19 protein-coding genes are annotated in these 18912 nt (G+C 39.2%); all 19 read left to right on the top strand.

Going from position 1 to position 18912, the window contains the following annotated elements:
• The gene (gene rplK / locus OB69_RS06755) at positions 1 to 444 is read left to right on the top strand and encodes a 50S ribosomal protein L11 (protein ID WP_053222944.1); all 444 of its coding nucleotides are present in this window, start codon (positions 1 to 3) and stop codon (positions 442 to 444) included.
• A 12-nt stretch (positions 445 to 456) separates the two neighbouring features.
• Positions 457 to 1155 (top strand): 50S ribosomal protein L1, encoded by a 699-nt coding sequence (gene rplA, locus OB69_RS06750; RefSeq protein ID WP_053222943.1) that lies wholly within the window; start codon positions 457 to 459, stop codon positions 1153 to 1155.
• 2 nt (positions 1156 to 1157) lie between these two features.
• The gene (rplJ, locus tag OB69_RS06745) at positions 1158 to 1691 is read left to right on the top strand and encodes a 50S ribosomal protein L10 (RefSeq protein WP_053222942.1); all 534 of its coding nucleotides are present in this window, start codon (positions 1158 to 1160) and stop codon (positions 1689 to 1691) included.
• A gap of 40 nt (positions 1692 to 1731) precedes the next feature.
• On the top strand, positions 1732 to 2112 hold the full coding sequence (gene rplL / locus OB69_RS06740) for a 50S ribosomal protein L7/L12 (protein WP_053222941.1): 381 nt from the start codon (positions 1732 to 1734) through the stop codon (positions 2110 to 2112).
• Between the two features lie 176 nt (positions 2113 to 2288).
• Complete coding sequence (gene rpoB / locus OB69_RS06735; RefSeq protein ID WP_053222940.1) at positions 2289 to 6161, top strand: DNA-directed RNA polymerase subunit beta; 3873 nt, start codon at positions 2289 to 2291, stop codon at positions 6159 to 6161.
• 42 nt (positions 6162 to 6203) lie between these two features.
• On the top strand, positions 6204 to 10517 hold the full coding sequence (gene rpoC, locus OB69_RS06730; RefSeq protein WP_053222939.1) for a DNA-directed RNA polymerase subunit beta': 4314 nt from the start codon (positions 6204 to 6206) through the stop codon (positions 10515 to 10517).
• A 3-nt stretch (positions 10518 to 10520) separates the two neighbouring features.
• Positions 10521 to 10844 (top strand): DUF3467 domain-containing protein, encoded by a 324-nt coding sequence (locus tag OB69_RS06725; protein WP_053222938.1) that lies wholly within the window; start codon positions 10521 to 10523, stop codon positions 10842 to 10844.
• Between the two features lie 264 nt (positions 10845 to 11108).
• Positions 11109 to 11492, top strand: a complete 384-nt coding sequence (gene rpsL / locus OB69_RS06720) for a 30S ribosomal protein S12 (RefSeq protein ID WP_053222937.1) — start codon at positions 11109 to 11111, stop codon at positions 11490 to 11492.
• A 12-nt stretch (positions 11493 to 11504) separates the two neighbouring features.
• Positions 11505 to 11972 carry a 30S ribosomal protein S7 gene (gene rpsG / locus OB69_RS06715; protein WP_053222936.1) on the top strand — a complete coding sequence of 156 codons (468 nt, stop codon included), beginning with the start codon at positions 11505 to 11507 and terminating at the stop codon, positions 11970 to 11972.
• 13 nt (positions 11973 to 11985) lie between these two features.
• Complete coding sequence (gene fusA, locus OB69_RS06710; RefSeq protein ID WP_053222935.1) at positions 11986 to 14085, top strand: elongation factor G; 2100 nt, start codon at positions 11986 to 11988, stop codon at positions 14083 to 14085.
• Between the two features lie 18 nt (positions 14086 to 14103).
• A complete protein-coding gene (gene rpsJ, locus OB69_RS06705) occupies positions 14104 to 14409 on the top strand; it encodes a 30S ribosomal protein S10 (protein WP_053222934.1) in 306 nt (101 codons plus the stop codon).
• A 212-nt stretch (positions 14410 to 14621) separates the two neighbouring features.
• Positions 14622 to 15254, top strand: a complete 633-nt coding sequence (rplC, locus tag OB69_RS06700) for a 50S ribosomal protein L3 (protein WP_053222933.1) — start codon at positions 14622 to 14624, stop codon at positions 15252 to 15254.
• A 4-nt stretch (positions 15255 to 15258) separates the two neighbouring features.
• Entirely contained in the window at positions 15259 to 15885 is a 627-nt protein-coding gene (gene rplD / locus OB69_RS06695; protein WP_053222932.1) for a 50S ribosomal protein L4, read from the top strand.
• Between the two features lie 6 nt (positions 15886 to 15891).
• On the top strand, positions 15892 to 16179 hold the full coding sequence (rplW, locus tag OB69_RS06690) for a 50S ribosomal protein L23 (RefSeq protein WP_053222931.1): 288 nt from the start codon (positions 15892 to 15894) through the stop codon (positions 16177 to 16179).
• Between the two features lie 10 nt (positions 16180 to 16189).
• On the top strand, positions 16190 to 17020 hold the full coding sequence (rplB, locus tag OB69_RS06685; protein ID WP_053222930.1) for a 50S ribosomal protein L2: 831 nt from the start codon (positions 16190 to 16192) through the stop codon (positions 17018 to 17020).
• 3 nt (positions 17021 to 17023) lie between these two features.
• Positions 17024 to 17302, top strand: coding sequence for a 30S ribosomal protein S19 (rpsS, locus tag OB69_RS06680; RefSeq protein WP_053222929.1), 279 nt, complete (start codon positions 17024 to 17026; stop codon positions 17300 to 17302).
• Positions 17302 to 17703 carry a 50S ribosomal protein L22 gene (rplV, locus tag OB69_RS06675; protein ID WP_053222928.1) on the top strand — a complete coding sequence of 134 codons (402 nt, stop codon included), beginning with the start codon at positions 17302 to 17304 and terminating at the stop codon, positions 17701 to 17703. Before rpsS ends, rplV begins: the two co-directional genes overlap by 1 nt.
• Positions 17704 to 17709: 6 nt before the next feature.
• Complete coding sequence (gene rpsC / locus OB69_RS06670; protein ID WP_053222927.1) at positions 17710 to 18462, top strand: 30S ribosomal protein S3; 753 nt, start codon at positions 17710 to 17712, stop codon at positions 18460 to 18462.
• A gap of 28 nt (positions 18463 to 18490) precedes the next feature.
• Entirely contained in the window at positions 18491 to 18910 is a 420-nt protein-coding gene (rplP, locus tag OB69_RS06665; RefSeq protein WP_053222926.1) for a 50S ribosomal protein L16, read from the top strand.
• The last annotated feature ends 2 nt before the right edge of the window (positions 18911 to 18912 follow it).

Genomic DNA, 18912 nt, shown 5'->3' with positions numbered 1-18912 from the left:
ATGGCTAAGGAAATATCTGGTTATCTGAAGTTGCAAGTTAAGGGAGGTCAAGCAAACCCTTCCCCTCCGGTTGGTCCTGCTTTAGGTTCGAAAGGACTTAACATCATGGAGTTTTGCAAGCAATTCAACGGACGTTCTCAGGACAAAATGGGACAGGTATTACCTGTATTAATTACCATTTATTCTGATAAGTCTTTTGATTTTGTTATCAAAACACCACCAGCACCGGTAATGTTAATGGAAGCATCGAAAATCAAGAAAGGTTCTAATGAATCAAATCGAGTAAAAGTCGGTTCGGTTACATGGGCTCAAGTGAAAGAGATTGCTGAAGTTAAGATGACGGATTTGAATGCTTTTACAGTTGAATCTGCTATGAAAATGGTAGCTGGTACTGCACGAAGCATGGGCATTAGAGTGACCGGTAAAGCACCTTGGGAAAACTAAAGATTTGTTGAAATGGCAAAGTTGACAAAAAAGCAAAAAGAAGCTTTAAGTAAATATGATCCACAAAAAGATTATTCTTTGACGGATGCATCATCAATTGTAAAGGAGATTTCCAATGCAAATTTCGATGCTTCTGTTGATATTGATATTCGTTTAGGAGTGGATCCGCGCAAGGCAGACCAGATGGTTAGAGGAGTGGTAGCACTTCCTCATGGTACTGGAAAAGAGGTGAGAGTATTGGTATTGTGTTCTCCTGACAAAGAGCAGGAAGCTAGAGATGCTGGTGCAGATCACGTTGGGTTAGATGACTACATCGCTAAAATTGAAGGTGGATGGACTGACATTGATGTCATTATCACTATGCCAACAGTTATGGCAAAAGTAGGTCGTTTAGGTCGAGTTCTAGGACCAAGAGGTTTGATGCCAAACCCAAAATCTGGTACAGTTACTTTGGAAGTTGGAAAAGCAGTGGAAGAAGTTAAGGGAGGTAAAATCGATTTCAAAGTCGATAAGTTTGGTATTATTCATACTAGTATTGGAAAAGCATCTTTCTCAGCAGAGAAGATCATTGAAAATGCAACTGAAGTAATTCAAACCATCTCAAGATTGAAACCTGCATCGGCAAAAGGTACTTATTTTAAAAGTATCAACTTGTCTTCGACTCAAAGTCCAGGTATTAAAATTGATAAAAACTCCATTTCGGGCATATAAACATGACTAGAGCAGAAAAAGGCGTATTAATTGAAGAATTGTTTCAGAAATTTTCTGTTAACAACAATTTCTACATAACTGATGCTTCCGGAATGTCGGTTGCACAAACCACGGCACTTAGAAGACTATGCTTTGAAAAGGGTATAGAGTATAGAGTGTTTAAAAATACTTTGATTCAGAAAGCTTTGGAAAAAATGGATGCAGATTACGCTCCATTTGATGAAAAAGTTTTGAAAGGTTTCTCAGGAATTATGTTCTCAGGAGAGGATGCAAATTCACCTGCAAAATTGATCAAAGAATTTAGAAAAAAATCAGGTTTAAAATCTCCAATGTTGAAAGGTGCTTCCATCGATACCGATCTTTTCATTGGGGAGGAGAATTTAGATATGTTGAGCAGTCTTAAGTCTAAGGCTGAACTTATCGGAGAGGTGATAGGATTGTTACAATCACCAGCTAAGAATGTTATTTCAGGCCTTAAAGGTGCTGGTGGCAAATTGGCAGGAATTCTTCAGACATTATCTGAGCGTGAAAATTAGTAATTAATCAAGATTTAGAATTTAATAAACAAAATCAAAAATGGCAGATTTAAAAGATTTCGCAGAGCAGTTGGTAAACTTAACTGTAAAGGAAGTTAACGAATTAGCTGATATCCTTAAAAACGAATACGGTATTGAGCCTGCTGCTGCAGCGGTAGCAGTTGCTGCTGGTCCTGCTGGTGGTGATGGTGAAGGTGCTGCTGAAGAAAAGTCGGCTTTTGACGTAGTGTTGACTGCTGCTGGTGCTTCAAAGCTAGCCGTTGTTAAACTAGTTAAAGAATTGACTGGTTTAGGATTGAAAGAAGCTAAAGAAATCGTAGACAGCGCTCCTAAAGCAATTAAAGAAGGTGTAGCTAAAGACGAAGCTGAAGCACTTAAAAAGCAGCTTGAAGAAGCTGGTGCTGAAGTAGAGCTGAAGTAATTTGACTGGCCATAGCTAACTATGGCAAAGGAACAGGCCCTGATCCCTTCCCGAATTTCGGGATCGGTATCATGGGTCTTTTCCTGTTTGTATACAGTAAAGAGGTTTTTCTCTACAAGCCTTTGTACGCTTTAAGTGCAAAAATTATTCTTGGTTTAAACTAAAATATTACGGCCTTGGCTAACGCAATTCAAACAGAAAGAATAAGTTTTTCTTCAATTAAATCAGTTCTTGATTATCCTGATTTTCTTGACATACAAGTGAAGTCTTTCGAAGATTTTTTTCAGCTTGAAACTCCTGCTGAAAAAAGGACTCAAGATGGCCTTTTCAAAGTATTTTCAGAAAATTTCCCCATTTCTGATTCACGAGATAACTTTGTATTAGAGTTCATTGATTACTTGGTTGACCCTCCAAAATACTCTGTTGAAGAGTGTATCGATAGAGGACTTACCTATTCAGTTCCATTAAAAGCAAAGCTTCGTCTGACATGTAATGATGCAGATCATGAAGATTTTGAAACCATCGAACAAGAAGTATTCTTAGGGAATATTCCTTACATGACTGTAAAGGGCTCGTTCGTGGTAAATGGTGCTGAAAGAGTAATTGTTTCTCAATTACATAGATCTCCTGGTGTGTTCTTTGCACAGAGCAAACATACTAACGGTACCGCTTTATATTCTGCCAGAATTATTCCTTTTAAAGGTTCTTGGATTGAATTTGCGACAGACGTTAACAGCGTAATGTACGCTTACATTGACCGTAAGAAGAAGTTTCCAGTAACCACGCTTTTAAGAGCCATCGGTTACGGAACAGATAAAGATATTCTTGACCTATTCGGCTTGTCTGAAGAGGTTAAAGCCAATAAAGCCCAGCTTAAGAAGGGTGTAGGCAGAAAACTTGCAGCAAGAGTTCTTAAGACATGGATAGAAGATTTCGTAGATGAAGATACTGGAGAAGTAGTATCTATCGATAGAAACGAAGTGTTATTAGAGCGTGACTCTGTTTTAAGCGAGGAAGATGTAGAAATGATCCTTGAGTCTGGTGTTGATTCTATCATTCTTCATAGAGAAGACATCAACATTGCAGATTACACTATTATTTATAATACACTATCTAAAGATAACTCCAACTCTGAGAAAGAGGCTGTAGAGCAAATCTATCGTCAGTTGAGAAATACTGAAGCGCCAGATGAGCAAACTGCAAGAGATATTATCCAAAGCCTTTTCTTCTCAGATAAGAGATATGATCTTGGAGAAGTAGGTAGATACAGAATTAATAAGAAACTCGGCTTAGATATCTCTTTTGATAAGAGAGTATTAACAACTCAGGATATTATTTCAATTGTGAAATATTTGATCGGGTTGATTAACTCTAAAGCTGTAGTGGATGATATTGACCACTTATCTAACAGAAGAGTTAGAACAGTAGGTGAGCAATTATACGCTCAGTTTGGTGTTGGTTTGGCTAGAATGGCCAGAACGATCAAAGAAAGAATGAATGTTCGTGATAATGAGGACTTCAAACCTGTGGATCTTATTAACGCAAGAACACTTTCTTCTGTGATTAACTCGTTCTTCGGAACAAACCAACTTTCTCAGTTTATGGATCAAACCAATCCATTGGCAGAGATTACTCACAAAAGAAGATTGTCAGCCTTAGGACCAGGTGGTCTTTCAAGAGAAAGAGCAGGTTTTGAGGTTCGAGATGTTCACTATACTCACTACGGACGTCTTTGTACAATTGAAACTCCAGAGGGACCAAACATTGGTTTGATTTCATCTCTATGTGTTCATGCTAAGATTAACAGCATGGGATTCATTGAGACTCCATATAGAAAAGTAAAAGAAAGTAAAGTAAACATGTCTGAAGATGTGGTTTACCTTACTGCTGAAGAAGAAGATACCCACAACATTGCACAGGCCAATGCGCCTTTGGATGATAAGGGTACTTTCGTAAACGACAGAGTAAAAGCAAGATTTGAAGGAGATTTCCCTGTAGTAGAGCCGAATGAGCTTACTTATATGGATGTAGCTCCTAACCAAATTGTATCTGTTGCAGCTTCATTGATTCCTTTCCTTGAGCACGATGATGCAAACAGGGCATTGATGGGATCGAACATGCAGCGTCAAGCAGTGCCTTTATTGAAACCAGAAGCTCCAATCGTGGGAACTGGTTTGGAAGGTAGAGCAGCGAGAGATTCTAGAATGCTAGTAATAGCTGAAGGAACGGGAGTTGTACACTATGTTGATGCTGAAAAAATTATTATAAAGTACGAACAAAGTGCTGAGGATGAGTTAGTGAACTTCTACAATGAGTACAAAACGTACAAATTAATTAAGTTCAGAAGAACCAACCAAGACACTTCTATCAACCTTACACCAATCGTATTGAAAGGTGACAAGGTTGTGAAGGGACAAGTACTTTGTGAGGGATATTCCACCCAAAATGGAGAGTTAGCCTTAGGTAAAAACCTAAGAGTAGCCTACATGCCTTGGCAAGGATATAACTTCGAGGATGCGATTGTAATTTCAGAGAGAGTAGTTAGAGATGACGTGTTCACCTCAATTCATATCGATGAATACGAACTTGAAGTAAGAGATACAAAAAGAGGTGAAGAAGAATTAACTTCTGAGATTCCGAACGTAAGTGAGGAAGCAGTGAAAAACCTTGATGAGAATGGTATCATCAGAGTAGGAGCTGAAATCAAAGAAGGTGATATTCTGATTGGTAAAATTACCCCTAAAGGTGAAACTGACCCAACTCCAGAAGAAAAGCTTTTAAGAGCCATCTTCGGAGATAAAGCTGGTGATGTGAAAGATGCATCATTGAAAGCATCTCCTTCGCTTCAAGGTGTGGTTATTGACACTAAGTTGTTCTCAAGACCTAAAAAAGATAAAGACCTTAGAGCAAAATCAAAGAAAGAGGTTGAAGCATTGAAAGCTCAGTACAGCAAAGATTTGACTGCGGTGAGAAATGAAATGATTGACAAAATCTTCTCTTTGCTACAAGGAAAAACTTCTCAAGGAGTAAAACATAAATTTGGTGATGAAGTCATTTCGAAAGGAGTGAAATTCAACAAAACCAATATTACAGAAAACATCTTCCCTGAGAAAAACATATACAGAGACGAAAGTAACTACAACGTTCAGGAAGAAGTTAACTTAATTTCTGACTTGAACCTTGATAACTGGACTACTGACGATAAGACTAACCAGATTATCGTTCGTATGGTTAAAAATTACCAACTGAAAAGAAACGAAATTGCGGGCGAATTCAAACGTAAGCGTTTCACAATCGAAGTAGGTGATGAATTGCCAACAGGTATCGTGCAATTGGCCAAAGTTTATATTGCTAAAAAGCGTAAGCTTAAAGTAGGTGATAAAATGGCGGGTCGTCACGGTAACAAGGGTGTTGTAGCCAGAATTGTTAGAGAAGAAGATATGCCATTCCTAGAAGATGGAACTCCAATGGATATTGTATTGAATCCACTTGGTGTACCTTCGAGGATGAACATTGGTCAGATATACGAAACCGTATTGGCATGGGCTGGATTAGAGTTGGGTAGAAAATATGCTACTCCAATTTTTGACGGTGCTACTATGGAAGAAGTTCAAGCTGAATTGGCTGAGGCTGGATTGCCAGATGCTGGTCGTGCTTATCTATATGATGGTTTGTCTGGTGTTAAATTTGACCAGCCTGTTACAGTAGGTATTGCATACATGCTGAAACTAGGTCACTTGGTTGATGATAAAATGCACGCGCGTTCTATCGGACCTTACTCTCTCATTACTCAGCAGCCATTGGGTGGTAAAGCCCAGTTTGGTGGTCAGCGTTTTGGTGAGATGGAGGTTTGGGCTCTTGAGGCCTTTGGCGCATCTCATGTGTTGCAGGAAATTCTAACGGTAAAATCCGATGACGTGATTGGTAGAGCGAAAGCCTACGAAGCCATCGTGAAAGGTGAGAATATTCCTAAACCAAATATTCCTGAATCATTCAACGTATTGGTTCACGAACTAAGAGGTTTGGCACTTGAAATTACACTTGACTAATTCTTAAACAGGCTTCGGCCAATAAATTAGAATACAAAAGCTATGGCATTTAAAAAGAATAGAAAACTTAACAATGACTTTGATAAAGTCACTATCAGCTTAGCTTCTCCGGAATCAATCCTTGAGAGTTCTCATGGTGAGGTTACTCAACCGGAAACGATAAACTATAGAACATACAAACCAGAAATGGGCGGTTTATTCTGTGAAAGAATATTCGGACCTGTTAAGGATTGGGAATGTCATTGTGGGAAATATAAAAGAATCAGATATAAAGGTATTATCTGCGATAGATGTGGTGTTGAAGTTACCGAGAAAAAGGTAAGAAGAGAACGCATGGGGCATATCGAATTGGTAGTGCCTGTAGCTCATATCTGGTACTTCAAATCATTGCCTAACAAGATTGGTTACCTTCTAGGTCTTCCTACCAAAAAACTTGATCAGATTATTTACTACGAGCGTTATGTAGTAATTCAAGCTGGTATGAAAGAAGAGGACGGAATCGCCTACATGGATTTCTTGACTGAAGATGAATATCTAGACATTCTAGATAAACTTCCAAGAGAGAACCAAATGTTAGATGATGAAGACCCTCAGAAATTCATCGCTAAAATGGGAGCGGATGCATTAGAGATGCTTTTGGCAAGAATTGATCTTGACGAACTTTCTTATGCACTTCGTCACCAAGCAGCAACAGATACTTCTCAACAAAGAAAAGCAGAAGCTTTAAAAAGGTTGAAAGTTGTTGAAGCTTTCCGTGATGCAAGAACAAGAATAGAGAACCGTCCAGAGTGGATGATCATTAAAATGGTTCCTGTAATTCCACCAGAATTACGTCCATTGGTGCCATTGGATGGCGGGCGTTTCGCAACTTCAGATTTGAATGATCTTTACAGAAGGGTAATTATTAGAAATAACCGTCTTAAGAGATTAATTGATATTAAAGCACCAGAGGTAATCCTTCGTAACGAAAAAAGGATGCTTCAGGAAGCAGTAGATTCTCTTTTCGATAACTCGAGAAAAGTAAATGCTGTACGTTCAGATGGTAATAGAGCTTTGAAATCTTTGAGTGATATGCTTAAAGGTAAGCAAGGTCGTTTCCGTCAGAACTTGCTAGGAAAAAGGGTGGATTACTCAGGTCGTTCTGTAATTGTAGTAGGACCAGAGTTGAAGCTTCACGAATGCGGTTTGCCAAAGAATATGGCTGCCGAGCTTTTCAAACCATTCATTATCAGAAAACTGATTGAAAGAGGTATTGTTAAGACAGTGAAGTCTGCCAAAAAAATAGTGGATCGTAAAGACCCTGTGGTTTGGGATATCCTTGAAAACGTATTGAAAGGACACCCTGTATTGCTTAACCGTGCCCCTACATTGCACAGGTTGGGTATCCAGGCTTTCCAACCAAAGTTAATTGAAGGAAAAGCAATTCAATTGCACCCATTAGTATGTACAGCATTTAACGCTGACTTTGACGGTGACCAAATGGCTGTTCACGTACCACTAGGGCACGAAGCAGTTTTGGAAGCCTCAACACTAATGCTTTCTTCACACAACATTCTTAACCCAGCCAACGGAGCTCCGGTAACTGTACCTTCTCAAGACATGGTTTTGGGTCTGTATTATGTAACCAAAGGCAGAAGATCTACTGAAGATTTTAAAGTAGATGGTGAAGGAATGCGTTTCTATAGTGCCGAAGAGGTGATTATAGCAATGAACGAAGGTAAAGTTTCTAAGCATGCTTACATTTATGTTAAAACGAAAGTAAGAGAAGGTGATGCTTTAGTTGATAAAGTAATCGAAACTGTTGCCGGTCGTATTCTATTTAACCAAGCCGTACCTGCTGAAGTAGGATATGTAAATGAGTTATTGACGAAGAAGAAACTTCAGAAAATTATTGCTAATGTATTTGCCATCTCTGGTGTAGCTAGAACGGCTCAGTTCCTTGATGATATCAAAGAACTAGGTTTCCAAATGGCATACAAAGGCGGTCTATCAATGGGATTGAATGATATTCACATTCCAGAACATAAAGAAGAATTGGTATCAGGAGCCAAAGAGGAAGTTGATGCTGTATGGCAAAACTACCTTATGGGTCTGATTACTGATAACGAACGTTACAACCAAGTTATCGACATCTGGACAAGGGTTAACACTAAGTTGACCAATGACTTGATGAACGAGATGGAAGAGGATAATCAAGGTTTCAACTCTATTTATATGATGATGCACTCTGGAGCCAGGGGTTCAAGAGAGCAAATTCGTCAGCTAGGTGGAATGAGAGGCTTGATGGCGAAACCACAAAAGAACCTTGCGGGGTCTGTGGGAGCCATTATCGAAAACCCAATTCTATCTAACTTTAAAGAAGGGCTAGATGTACTTGAGTACTTTATCTCTACTCACGGTGCTCGTAAAGGTTTGGCCGATACAGCCCTTAAAACTGCCGATGCTGGTTACTTGACTAGACGTTTGGTAGATGTTGCTCAAGATGCTGTTGTTAACGAAGAAGACTGTGGAACTTTAAGAGGTTTAACAGTATCTGCTTTGAAAGACAACGAAGATGTAGTTGAATCTTTATCTGAGAGAATTTTAGGTAGAGTTTCTGTACACGATATTTTCGATCCAATCTCTGAGGAACTGATAATTTCAGCCGGAGAAGAGTTCACGGAAGAAATTGCAGCTCGTATTGATGAAACTGCGATTGATGAAGTAGAGATAAGATCGGTGTTGACTTGTGAAACCAAGCGCGGAATTTGTGCCAAATGTTACGGTAGAAACTTATCTACCTCTAATATGGTCGAAAAAGGCGAGGCTGTTGGTGTAATTGCAGCACAGTCGATTGGTGAGCCAGGAACGCAGCTTACTTTGAGAACGTTCCACGTTGGGGGTACAGCTTCTAACATTGCAGTTGATGCAACAGTTAAGGCCAAGTTTGAAGGTGTAATTAAGTTCGAAGAACTTAGATCACTTCCAACTACCGACAACGATGGTAATAAAATAGAAATGGTAATGGGACGTACTGGAGAAATTCAGATCGTTGACCCTAAGTCTAATAAAGTATTGATCTCTAACCACGTACCTTACGGAGCAACTCTTGATGTTAAAGAAGGAGATAAGGTTGAAAAAGGACAACAACTTTGTAAGTGGGATCCATATAACGCTGTAATTCTTTCAGAATTCGATGGTAAAGTAGAATTCGATGCCATAGAAGAAGGTGTTACATATAAAGAAGAGTTTGATGAGCAAACAGGCCACAGAGAAAAAGTTATCACTGACACCAGAGATAAAACTAAAAACCCTGCGGTTATTGTAAACTCTAAAAACGATACTAAAGCTTATAACATTCCAGTAGGAGCTCACTTAGCTGTTGAAGCAGGTGATAAAGTTAAAGTGGGTCAACCACTTGCTAAAATCCCTAGAACAATGGGTAAATCTCGAGATATTACTGGAGGTCTTCCAAGAGTAACGGAATTGTTTGAAGCTAGAAACCCATCTAACCCAGCAGTAGTGTCAGAAATTGACGGTGTTGTTACTTACGGTGGAATTAAGAGAGGTAACCGAGAAATCTTCATCGAATCTAAAGATGGTGTGAAGAAGAAATACATGGTGCCATTGTCTAAGCACATTCTTGTACAAGACAATGACTTTGTAAGAGCAGGTTATTCTTTATCTGATGGTGCTATTACTCCAAATGACATTTTGAATATTCAAGGCCCAACTGCGGTTCAAGAATATTTAGTAAATGAAATTCAGGAAGTATACCGACTACAAGGTGTGAAAATCAATGATAAGCACATCGAAGTAATCGTGAAGCAAATGATGCAGAAGGTAGAAATCATGGATGCTGGTGATACTAGCTTCCTTCCAGGTCAAGTGGTTGATAAATTCCTCTTTAGAGAAGAGAACGATGCAATGCTTGATATGAAAGTGGTTTCAGATGCAGGTGACTCTACAAACCTAAAACCAGGTCAGATTGTTACTCCTCGTCAATTAAGAGATGAAAACTCTTCGTTGAGAAGAAAAGACATGAAGCTTGTAGAAGTTAGAGATGCACAACCAGCAGTTTCACAACCGAAACTTCAAGGTATCACGCAAGCTTCATTAGGAACTGAAAGTTTCATTTCTGCAGCGTCATTCCAAGAAACAACTAAAGTGCTAAGTGAAGCCTCAATTAGAGGTAAAGCAGATCATTTGAAAGGTTTGAAGGAAAACGTAATCGTGGGTCACTTGATTCCAGCAGGTACAGGTTTGAGAGAATACGAAGACCTTATCGTAGGAAACAAAGAAGCTTACGAAAGATTGCAAGCAGCGAAAGCCGCCTACAATAGATCAGAATCAGAAGAACAAGAAGTAGAGTACTAAGCCATGGCTGAGGATAAAAATCAAAAAAATCAGAACCAAATCAATATTGAGCTTTCCGAAGAAATTGCGGAAGGTCAATATGTGAACTTGGCTATGATCGCACATTCAAACAGTGAATTTGTGATTGATTTTATCAAAATGATGCCAGGCGTACCAAAGGCGAAAGTAAAATCGAGAATTATCATTACGCCAGAGCATGCCAAAAGGCTACTGATGGCATTAAAGGATAATATCGATAAATTCGAAAGTCATTTTGGTACCATTACCCAGTCCGATGAAGCTCCAAAATTCCCAATGAATTTCGGAGGAACAATAGGAGAGGCTTAATGGGCTCGTACTTATAAATATTTTTAGAAAGCCCCTTTCGAAAGATTGGGGCTTTTTAGGTGTAAAAATGGTAGAAAGGAGCGGTTCTAAAATCATCTTTTAGACGTTCTGAAACAGGATTAGCAAGAAGGGTTTTATGGTGGAAGTAAGGAAGTTACATGTTTGATTTATTTAATCTGATGTGTTTGTTCTGAAAACTTCTTTTGTTACCTTTGCAGTCCTAAATTTGTACATAGGGAAATAAAATCTAAAAAATAACTGTAAATGCCTACTATACAACAATTAGTAAGAAAGGGCAGAAAGAAATTGACTTCTAAGTCAAAATCTCCTGCTCTGGATAGCTGCCCGCAAAGAAGAGGGGTTTGTACAAGGGTTTACACTACTACGCCTAAGAAGCCAAACTCAGCTATGAGAAAAGTAGCCAGAGTAAGGTTGACTAACGGTAAGGAGGTAAACGCGTACATCCCAGGTGAAGGTCACAATCTTCAAGAACACTCAATCGTATTGATTAGAGGAGGAAGAGTAAAAGATCTTCCAGGTGTAAGATACCACATCATTAGAGGTGCATTAGATACCGCTGGTGTTAATGGTCGTACGCAACGTAGATCAAAATATGGCGCAAAACGCCCTAAAGCAGCTAAAAAATAGAATTTTTATAAAATGAGAAAAGCTAAACCAAAGAAGAGATATATTCTTCCTGATCCTAAGTTCCATGATACTTTGGTGACAAAGTTTGTGAACTACTTAATGGTAGATGGGAAGAAGAGTATTGCCTACAACATTTTCTATGATGCGATCGAGATCGTTGAAAAGAAAAGTGGTGAGAATGGTCTTGAGACTTGGAAGAAAGCATTGAGTAACATCATGCCTTCAGTCGAAGTAAAAAGCCGTAGAGTAGGCGGAGCAACATTTCAGGTACCAACTGAAGTGAGGCCGGCTAGAAAAACTTCACTGGGGATCAAGTGGATGATTTCTTTTTCTAGAAAAAGAGGTGAGAAGACAATGAGGGACCGATTGGCTGCCGAAATTCTTGCTGCATCAAAAGGAGAAGGAGCTGCCGTGAAGAAAAAGGACGACACTCATAGAATGGCCGATGCAAACAAGGCATTCTCTCACTTTAGATTTTAATTCCTAGATAGAAATGGCAAGAGATTTAAGATTAACAAGAAATATAGGTATCGCAGCCCACATTGATGCGGGTAAAACAACGACTACCGAAAGAGTTTTGTACTACACTGGTGTTTCTCACAAACTTGGTGAGGTTCATGATGGTGCGGCTACAATGGACTGGATGGAGCAAGAGCAAGAAAGAGGGATTACAATTACCTCTGCTGCAACTACTGTATTCTGGCCTTACAAAGACGAACAATACCATATCAACATTATTGATACTCCTGGTCACGTAGATTTTACTGTAGAGGTAAACCGTTCGCTAAGAGTTCTTGATGGATTGGTGTTTTTGTTTTCTGCTGTTGATGGTGTTGAGCCACAATCAGAAACCAACTGGAGACTTGCGGACAACTATAAGGTTGCTCGTTTAGGCTTCGTAAACAAAATGGACAGGTCTGGTGCTGACTTCTTGAACGTGTGTAAGCAAGTGAAAGAAATGTTAGGAACTAAAGCTGTTCCACTTCAATTACCTATCGGAGCTGAAGATACCTTTAAAGGTGTTGTTGACTTGGTAGAGAATAAGGCCATTGTTTGGAACGAAGAAGATATGGGGATGACCTATAACGAAATCGAAATTCCGGCTGACATGGTTGATGAAGTAGCTGAATATAGAGAACATCTATTAGAGGCTGTTGCGGAGTATGACGAATCACTATTAGAAAAGTATTTCGAAGATCCAGAGTCAATCTCTAGAGAAGAGATTATCAAAGCTTTAAGAGCTGCAACTATAGATTTAGCTTTTGTTCCAATGTTGTGTGGTTCTGCCTTTAAAAATAAAGGTGTTCAGTCAATGTTGAACTATGTTATGGAATTGCTTCCATCTCCTCTTGATAGAGAAAGTGTTGAGGGAATTGATCCTGATACTGAAGAGCCTACGTTTAGAAAGCCATCTGCATCAGAGCCATTCACAGCTCTAGCATTTAAGATCGCTACTGACCCATTTGTAGGTCGTTTGTGTTTTGTTAGATCATATGCAGGTATGCTAGATTCAGGTTCTTATGTATTCAATACAAGAACTGGTAAGAAAGAGCGTATCTCTAGAATCTTCCAAATGCATGCGAACAAACAAAACGCTATTGATCAGCTTCATGCTGGAGATATCGCTGCGGTTGTAGGATTTAAGGATATTAAAACTGGAGATACTCTTTGTGACGAGAAACATAAAATTGTTCTTGAATCAATGGATTTCCCTGAGCCAGTAATTGGTTACGCTATTGAGCCAAAAACTCAGGCTGATGTAGATAAGCTAGGTATGGCAATTGCCAAGCTAGTAGAAGAAGATCCTACATTGACAGTAAACACTGACGAAGAAACTGGTCAAACGATTCTTAGAGGTATGGGTGAGCTTCACCTTGATATCATCATGGATCGTATGAGAAGAGAATTCAAAGTGGAAGTGAATCAAGGAGCACCTCAGGTGGCTTATAAAGAAGCACTTACGAAGTCAGTTGAACACAAAGAGGTTTATAAGAAACAGTCTGGTGGTAGAGGTAAATTTGCCGATATCTCTTTCGAAATTGGCCCAAAGGATGAAGATTTCGTAGGAAAAGGACTTCAATTTGTGAATCAAATCGTTGGTGGTGTAATTCCAAAAGAATTCATCCCAGCTATTGAAAAAGGATTTGCTTCAGCTATGAAGAACGGGCCTTTGGCAGGTTACCCTGTTGAAGACATGAAAGTTAGATTGTTCCACGGATCATTCCACGATGTGGATTCGGATGCGCTTTCTTTCGAACTTGCAGCTAGAATGGGCTTTAAGGCTGCTGGTAAGCAAGCCGGTCCAAAATTGCTAGAGCCAATTATGTCGGTAGATGTAGTTACTCCTGATGAATATACTGGTTCAATTACTGGTGATTTGAATAGGAGAAGAGGTATTATGAAAGGTATGGATACAAAAGGAACTTCTACAGTTGTTAGAGCCAGCGTTCCTTTGTCAGAACTTTTCGGTTACGTTACAGATTTGAGAACAATGTCTTCTGGTCGTGCTACGGCTGCTCTGACTTTCTCTCACTATGACGTAGTACCTAATGGCATTGCAGACGAAGTGATCAAAAAATCCAAAGGAGAATAATCTGTAAATTTTAGAATAATGACACAGAAGATAAGAATCAAATTAAAGTCATACGATCACAACTTGGTGGATAAGTCATCAGAGAAAATCGTAAGAGCTGTGAAAACTACTGGAGCTATTGTTAGCGGTCCAATTCCGTTACCAACAGTAAAAGAGAAATTTACAGTATTGAAATCTCCACACGTAAACAAAAAAGCGCGTGAGCAATTTCAACTTTGTACTTACAAGCGATTGGTAGATATTTATTCTAGCAGTGCTAAAACTGTAGATGCCCTTATGAAGCTTGAGCTTCCTAGTGGTGTTGACGTTGAAATCAAAGTATAAGTACTTTTTTAGATACAGAATATAAGAGGCTGGTCTTAATGGCTAGCCTCTTTTTTATGCGAAGAGAGCAAGCCATTACTAACGGCTTGAATTTGAGAGAATTTATTATAGAAATTTCAAATCTAGAGTTTGTAGCAGAAAATTAATTCTCTATCTTTGCAATCCGTTTCACGGGAGCCTCGGATTTGTGGGGTTCTAAATGAATTAATAAGATGTCTGGAATAATCGGAAAAAAAATCGGAATGACTAGCATTTATAGTGCCGATGGACGTAGTGTCGCATGCACGGTGATAGAGGCTGGTCCTTGCGTAGTAACGCAAGTAAAAAATGAGGGAACAGACGGGTATACAGCTGTACAGCTTGCTTTTGGAGAGCGTAAGGAGAAAAATACTCCTAAGGCTTTAAAGGGTCATTTCGCTAAAGCGAATACTACTCCAAAGAAAGATGTTGTTGAGTTCCGAAATTTTCGCGAAGAATTTGAAGGTCAGGTGGCTTTAGGTAACGAAATCGTTGTAGGCGATGTCTTCAAAGAAGGTGATTTCGTTGATGCTGTTGGTACTTCAAAAGGTAAAGGTTTTCAAGGTGTTGTAAAAAGACACGGATTTGGTGGAGTTGGACAAGCAACGCACGGTCAGCACAACAGATTGAGAGCACCTGGTTCCGTTGGTGGAGCTTCTTATCCTGCAAGAGTATTTAAAGGTACTCGTATGGCTGGAAGAACTGGTGGAGATAGAGTGACAGTAATCAACCTGCGCGTAATGAAAGTGGTACCAGAAAAGAATCTGATTGTAATCAGTGGTTCTATTCCTGGTGCGAAAAATTCAACCGTAATCCTAGAGAAATAAGAAGATGGAGATTGCAGTACTAAAAAATAGTGGCGAAGACACTGGAAGAAAAGTAACGCTTTCAGGCGACATCTTCGGTATTGAACCGAATGATCACGCAATTTACTTAGACGTAAAGCAGTACTTGGCTAACCAAAGACAAGGAACACATAAGTCGAAGCAGAGAGCCGAGATTGCAGGTTCTACCAGAAAAATTAAAAAGCAAAAAGGTACAGGAACAGCGAGAGCTGGTAGTATTAAATCACCAGTATTTAGAGGCGGTGGTAGAGTATTCGGTCCTGAGCCAAGAGATTATCACTTCAAGTTGAATAAAAAGCTTAAAGTTTTAGCTCGTAAATCTGCTTTAGCATACAAGGCGAAAGATAATAATCTTTTGATTTTGGAAGACTTTACTTTCGATGCTCCTAAAACAAAAGAGTACAAAAAGATGATTGACGGTTTGTCATTATCTGGTAAGAAAACTCTTGTGGTTGTAGGTGAACATGATACTAATGTTCTTTTGTCTGGAAGGAATATCCAGAATACTAAAGTAATCACGGCAAGTGCATTGAATACTTATGATGTGCTGAATGCTGAAAGCTTGCTTTTGAGTGAAAGCTCAGTTGAAATAATCGAAAACTTATTGAAGTAACAGAAAATGAGTGTTCTTAAAAAACCTTTAGTTACCGAAAAAGTATCGGCCTTGAACGAAAAAGGCAAGTACGGATTTGTTGTAGACTACAAAGCCAACAAAATAGAAATCAAAGTGGCTGTTGAGCAAATGTACGGTGTAACCGTGGAAGATGTTAACACCATGAGATATAGTGGTAAGACCAAATCTAGAATGACAAAGTCTAGAGTAGTACAAGGTCAAACCAGCGCATTCAAAAAAGCAATTGTAACAGTTGCTGAGGGTGATGTTATTGATTTTTATAGCGGCATTTAAATAGATAATAATGGGCGTTAGAAAACTAAGACCAATGACTCCAGGAACCAGACATAGAATGGCTCCTGACTTTGCAGAAGTAACTGTTAAAAAGAGTGCTCCTGAGAAATCGTTGACCGTACCTTCTAAGAGATCTGGTGGACGTAATAATACTGGTAAAATGACCATGCGCTACATGGGTGGTGGTCATAAGCAAAAAATCAGAATTGTTGATTTCAAGAGAGAAAAATTTGATGTACCTGCCACGGTAAAATCAATTGAATATGATCCAACACGTTCAGCAAGAATTGCATTGTTGTTTTACGCTGATGGAGAGAAAAGATATATCATTGCCCCTAAAGGCTTAGAAGTAGGTCAGGTTGTAGTGTCTGGTGAAGGTGTTGCACCTGAAGTAGGTAATGCAATGCCTCTTTCTAAAATCCCAATGGGTACAATTATTCACAATATTGAATTGAAGCCAGGAAAAGGAGCTTCAATGTCGAGAAGTGCTGGGGCTTATGCTCAGATTGTAGCCCGTGAAGGAAAATACGCTACCCTCAAATTACCTTCTGGTGAAATGAGAAACGTTCTTTCTGCTTGTATGGCAACTATTGGTGCTGTAGGAAATGCAGAGCATATGAATGTTGTGCTTGGTAAAGCTGGTAGAACAAGATGGTTAGGAAGAAGACCAAGAGTAAGGGGTGTAGTAATGAACCCAGTTGATCACCCGATGGGTGGTGGTGAAGGTAAATCTTCAGGTGGACATCCTAGATCAAGAAAAGGATTGTTCTCTAAAGGTTTGAAAACCAGAACACCTAAGAAATATTCGAATCGTTTGATCATTGGTAAAAAGAAGAAATAAGACATGGCACGTTCGTTAAAAAAAGGACCATATATCGATTTTCGCTTAGCCGGTAAAGTAGAGGCTATGGAAGAGTCTGGTAAGAAGTCTGTAATTAAGACTTGGTCCAGAAGATCAATGATAGCCCCAGATTTTATTGGGCACACTTTCGCTGTTCATAATGGAAATAAATTTATTCCAGTGTTTGTAACTGAGAATATGGTGGGGCATAAGTTAGGTGAGTTTTCACCAACTAGAAATTTCCGTGGTCACATTGCTAAAAAAGATAAAGGTAGAAGATAATGGAAGCTGTAGCTAAGTTAAATAATGTACCTACATCTGCTCGTAAAATGAGAATGGTAGCTGATTTAATCAGAGGCCAACGTGTAGACAGAGCTTTGAATCTTTTAAAGTTTGAGCCAAAAGAAGGAGCAGCACGTCTTGAGAAATTATTGAGATCAGCTGTATCTAACTGGATCGCTAAAAATGAGGACGAAAGATTAGAAGATGCAGATCTTGTGATCAAAGAAATCCGTGTTGATGGTGGCAGAATCTTAAAAAGATTAAGACCAGCTCCACAAGGAAGAGCACATAGAATAAGAAAAAGATCTAACCATGTAACACTTATTGTAGACTCAAAAAATGCATCTACTAAGGTTACCGCTGGTCAGGAGGAAGAAGTCACTAACGAAACTGCTAATTAAGAACAGATGGGACAAAAAGTAAATCCTATAGGTCTAAGATTGGGTATCATCAAAGGTTGGGATTCCAACTGGTACGGAGGTAAAGACTTTTCTAATAAATTGGTCGAAGATCAAGAAATCAGAAAGTATGTAAATGCCCGTATTCCAAAAGGTGGTATTTCTAAGATTATTATTGAAAGAACACTTAAGCGTATCACCATTACAGTACATACTGCTAGACCAGGAGTTGTAATTGGAAAAGGTGGACAAGAAGTGGATCGCATCAAAGAAGAGTTGAAAAAACTTACAAGTAAGGATGTTCAAATCAATATCTTCGAGATCAAAAGACCAGAATTGGATGCCAAGCTAGTAGGAGAATCAATTGCTCAACAATTAGCAGCTAGAATTTCTTACAGAAGAGCAATGAAGCAAGCAATTGCTTCTGCAATGAGAGTTGGTGCTCAAGGAATTAAAGTAAAGTGTTCAGGACGTTTAGGCGGAGCTGAAATGGCAAGAACTGAGATGTATAAAGAAGGAAGAATTCCTTTGCATACACTTAGGGCCGACATAGATTACGCAATTTCTGAAGCTGATACAGTTTACGGAAAAATCGGAATCAAAGTATGGGTATTCAAAGGTGAGGTTTTCGGTAAGAGAGATCTTTCTCCTAATATAGGAGGTGGAAATCAATCAGAAAGAGGAGCTGGAGGTGCACCTGGAAACAGAAGAAGACCTTCTGGAAACAATAGAGGAGGAGCCCCAGCCGGTAGAAGACGTTAATCACATCACCTGTTAAAAGTTTACAACGATGTTACAACCAAAGAGAACCAAATTTAGAAAAATGCAAAAAGGCCGTGTGAAGGGACTTGCGGGTCGCGGTCACACTTTGGCTTTCGGAACATTTGGTATAAAATCATTAGAAGCTGGATGGATCACAGCACGTCAGATTGAAGCTGCTCGTATTGCCATGACCAGAGCTATGAAAAGGGAAGGTCAAGTTTGGATTAGAATTTTTCCAGATAAACCAATCACGAGTAAGCCTGCTGAGGTAAGGATGGGTAAAGGTAAAGGAGCTCCTTCATATTGGGTAGCTTGTATTAAGCCTGGTACTATTCTTTTCGAATCTGGTGGAGTAAGCCAAGAATTGGCAAAAGAATCGTTGAGATTGGCAGCCCAAAAGCTACCTATATCAACAAAGTTTGTTGTACGTAGAGATTACGTTGGATAGTT

It is taken from the genome of Roseivirga seohaensis subsp. aquiponti (genome assembly GCF_001267955.1).
Taxonomy (GTDB): Bacteria; Bacteroidota; Bacteroidia; order Cytophagales; family Cyclobacteriaceae; genus Roseivirga; species Roseivirga seohaensis.
Note: the sequence above shows the minus strand (reverse complement) of the source record. Positions and strands in the feature narration are given on the sequence as shown.

Coding starts and splice junctions, on each gene's coding strand:
- rplK (WP_053222944.1), top strand. CDS start 1: ATGGCTAAGGAAATATCTGGTTATCTGAAGTTGCAAGTTAAGGGAGGT.
- rplA (WP_053222943.1), top strand. CDS start 457: ATGGCAAAGTTGACAAAAAAGCAAAAAGAAGCTTTAAGTAAATATGAT.
- rplJ (WP_053222942.1), top strand. CDS start 1,158: ATGACTAGAGCAGAAAAAGGCGTATTAATTGAAGAATTGTTTCAGAAA.
- rplL (WP_053222941.1), top strand. CDS start 1,732: ATGGCAGATTTAAAAGATTTCGCAGAGCAGTTGGTAAACTTAACTGTA.
- rpoC (WP_053222939.1), top strand. CDS start 6,204: ATGGCATTTAAAAAGAATAGAAAACTTAACAATGACTTTGATAAAGTC.
- OB69_RS06725 (WP_053222938.1), top strand. CDS start 10,521: ATGGCTGAGGATAAAAATCAAAAAAATCAGAACCAAATCAATATTGAG.
- rpsL (WP_053222937.1), top strand. CDS start 11,109: ATGCCTACTATACAACAATTAGTAAGAAAGGGCAGAAAGAAATTGACT.
- rpsG (WP_053222936.1), top strand. CDS start 11,505: ATGAGAAAAGCTAAACCAAAGAAGAGATATATTCTTCCTGATCCTAAG.
- fusA (WP_053222935.1), top strand. CDS start 11,986: ATGGCAAGAGATTTAAGATTAACAAGAAATATAGGTATCGCAGCCCAC.
- rpsJ (WP_053222934.1), top strand. CDS start 14,104: ATGACACAGAAGATAAGAATCAAATTAAAGTCATACGATCACAACTTG.
- rplC (WP_053222933.1), top strand. CDS start 14,622: ATGTCTGGAATAATCGGAAAAAAAATCGGAATGACTAGCATTTATAGT.
- rplD (WP_053222932.1), top strand. CDS start 15,259: ATGGAGATTGCAGTACTAAAAAATAGTGGCGAAGACACTGGAAGAAAA.
- rplW (WP_053222931.1), top strand. CDS start 15,892: ATGAGTGTTCTTAAAAAACCTTTAGTTACCGAAAAAGTATCGGCCTTG.
- rplB (WP_053222930.1), top strand. CDS start 16,190: ATGGGCGTTAGAAAACTAAGACCAATGACTCCAGGAACCAGACATAGA.
- rpsS (WP_053222929.1), top strand. CDS start 17,024: ATGGCACGTTCGTTAAAAAAAGGACCATATATCGATTTTCGCTTAGCC.
- rplV (WP_053222928.1), top strand. CDS start 17,302: ATGGAAGCTGTAGCTAAGTTAAATAATGTACCTACATCTGCTCGTAAA.
- rpsC (WP_053222927.1), top strand. CDS start 17,710: ATGGGACAAAAAGTAAATCCTATAGGTCTAAGATTGGGTATCATCAAA.
- rplP (WP_053222926.1), top strand. CDS start 18,491: ATGTTACAACCAAAGAGAACCAAATTTAGAAAAATGCAAAAAGGCCGT.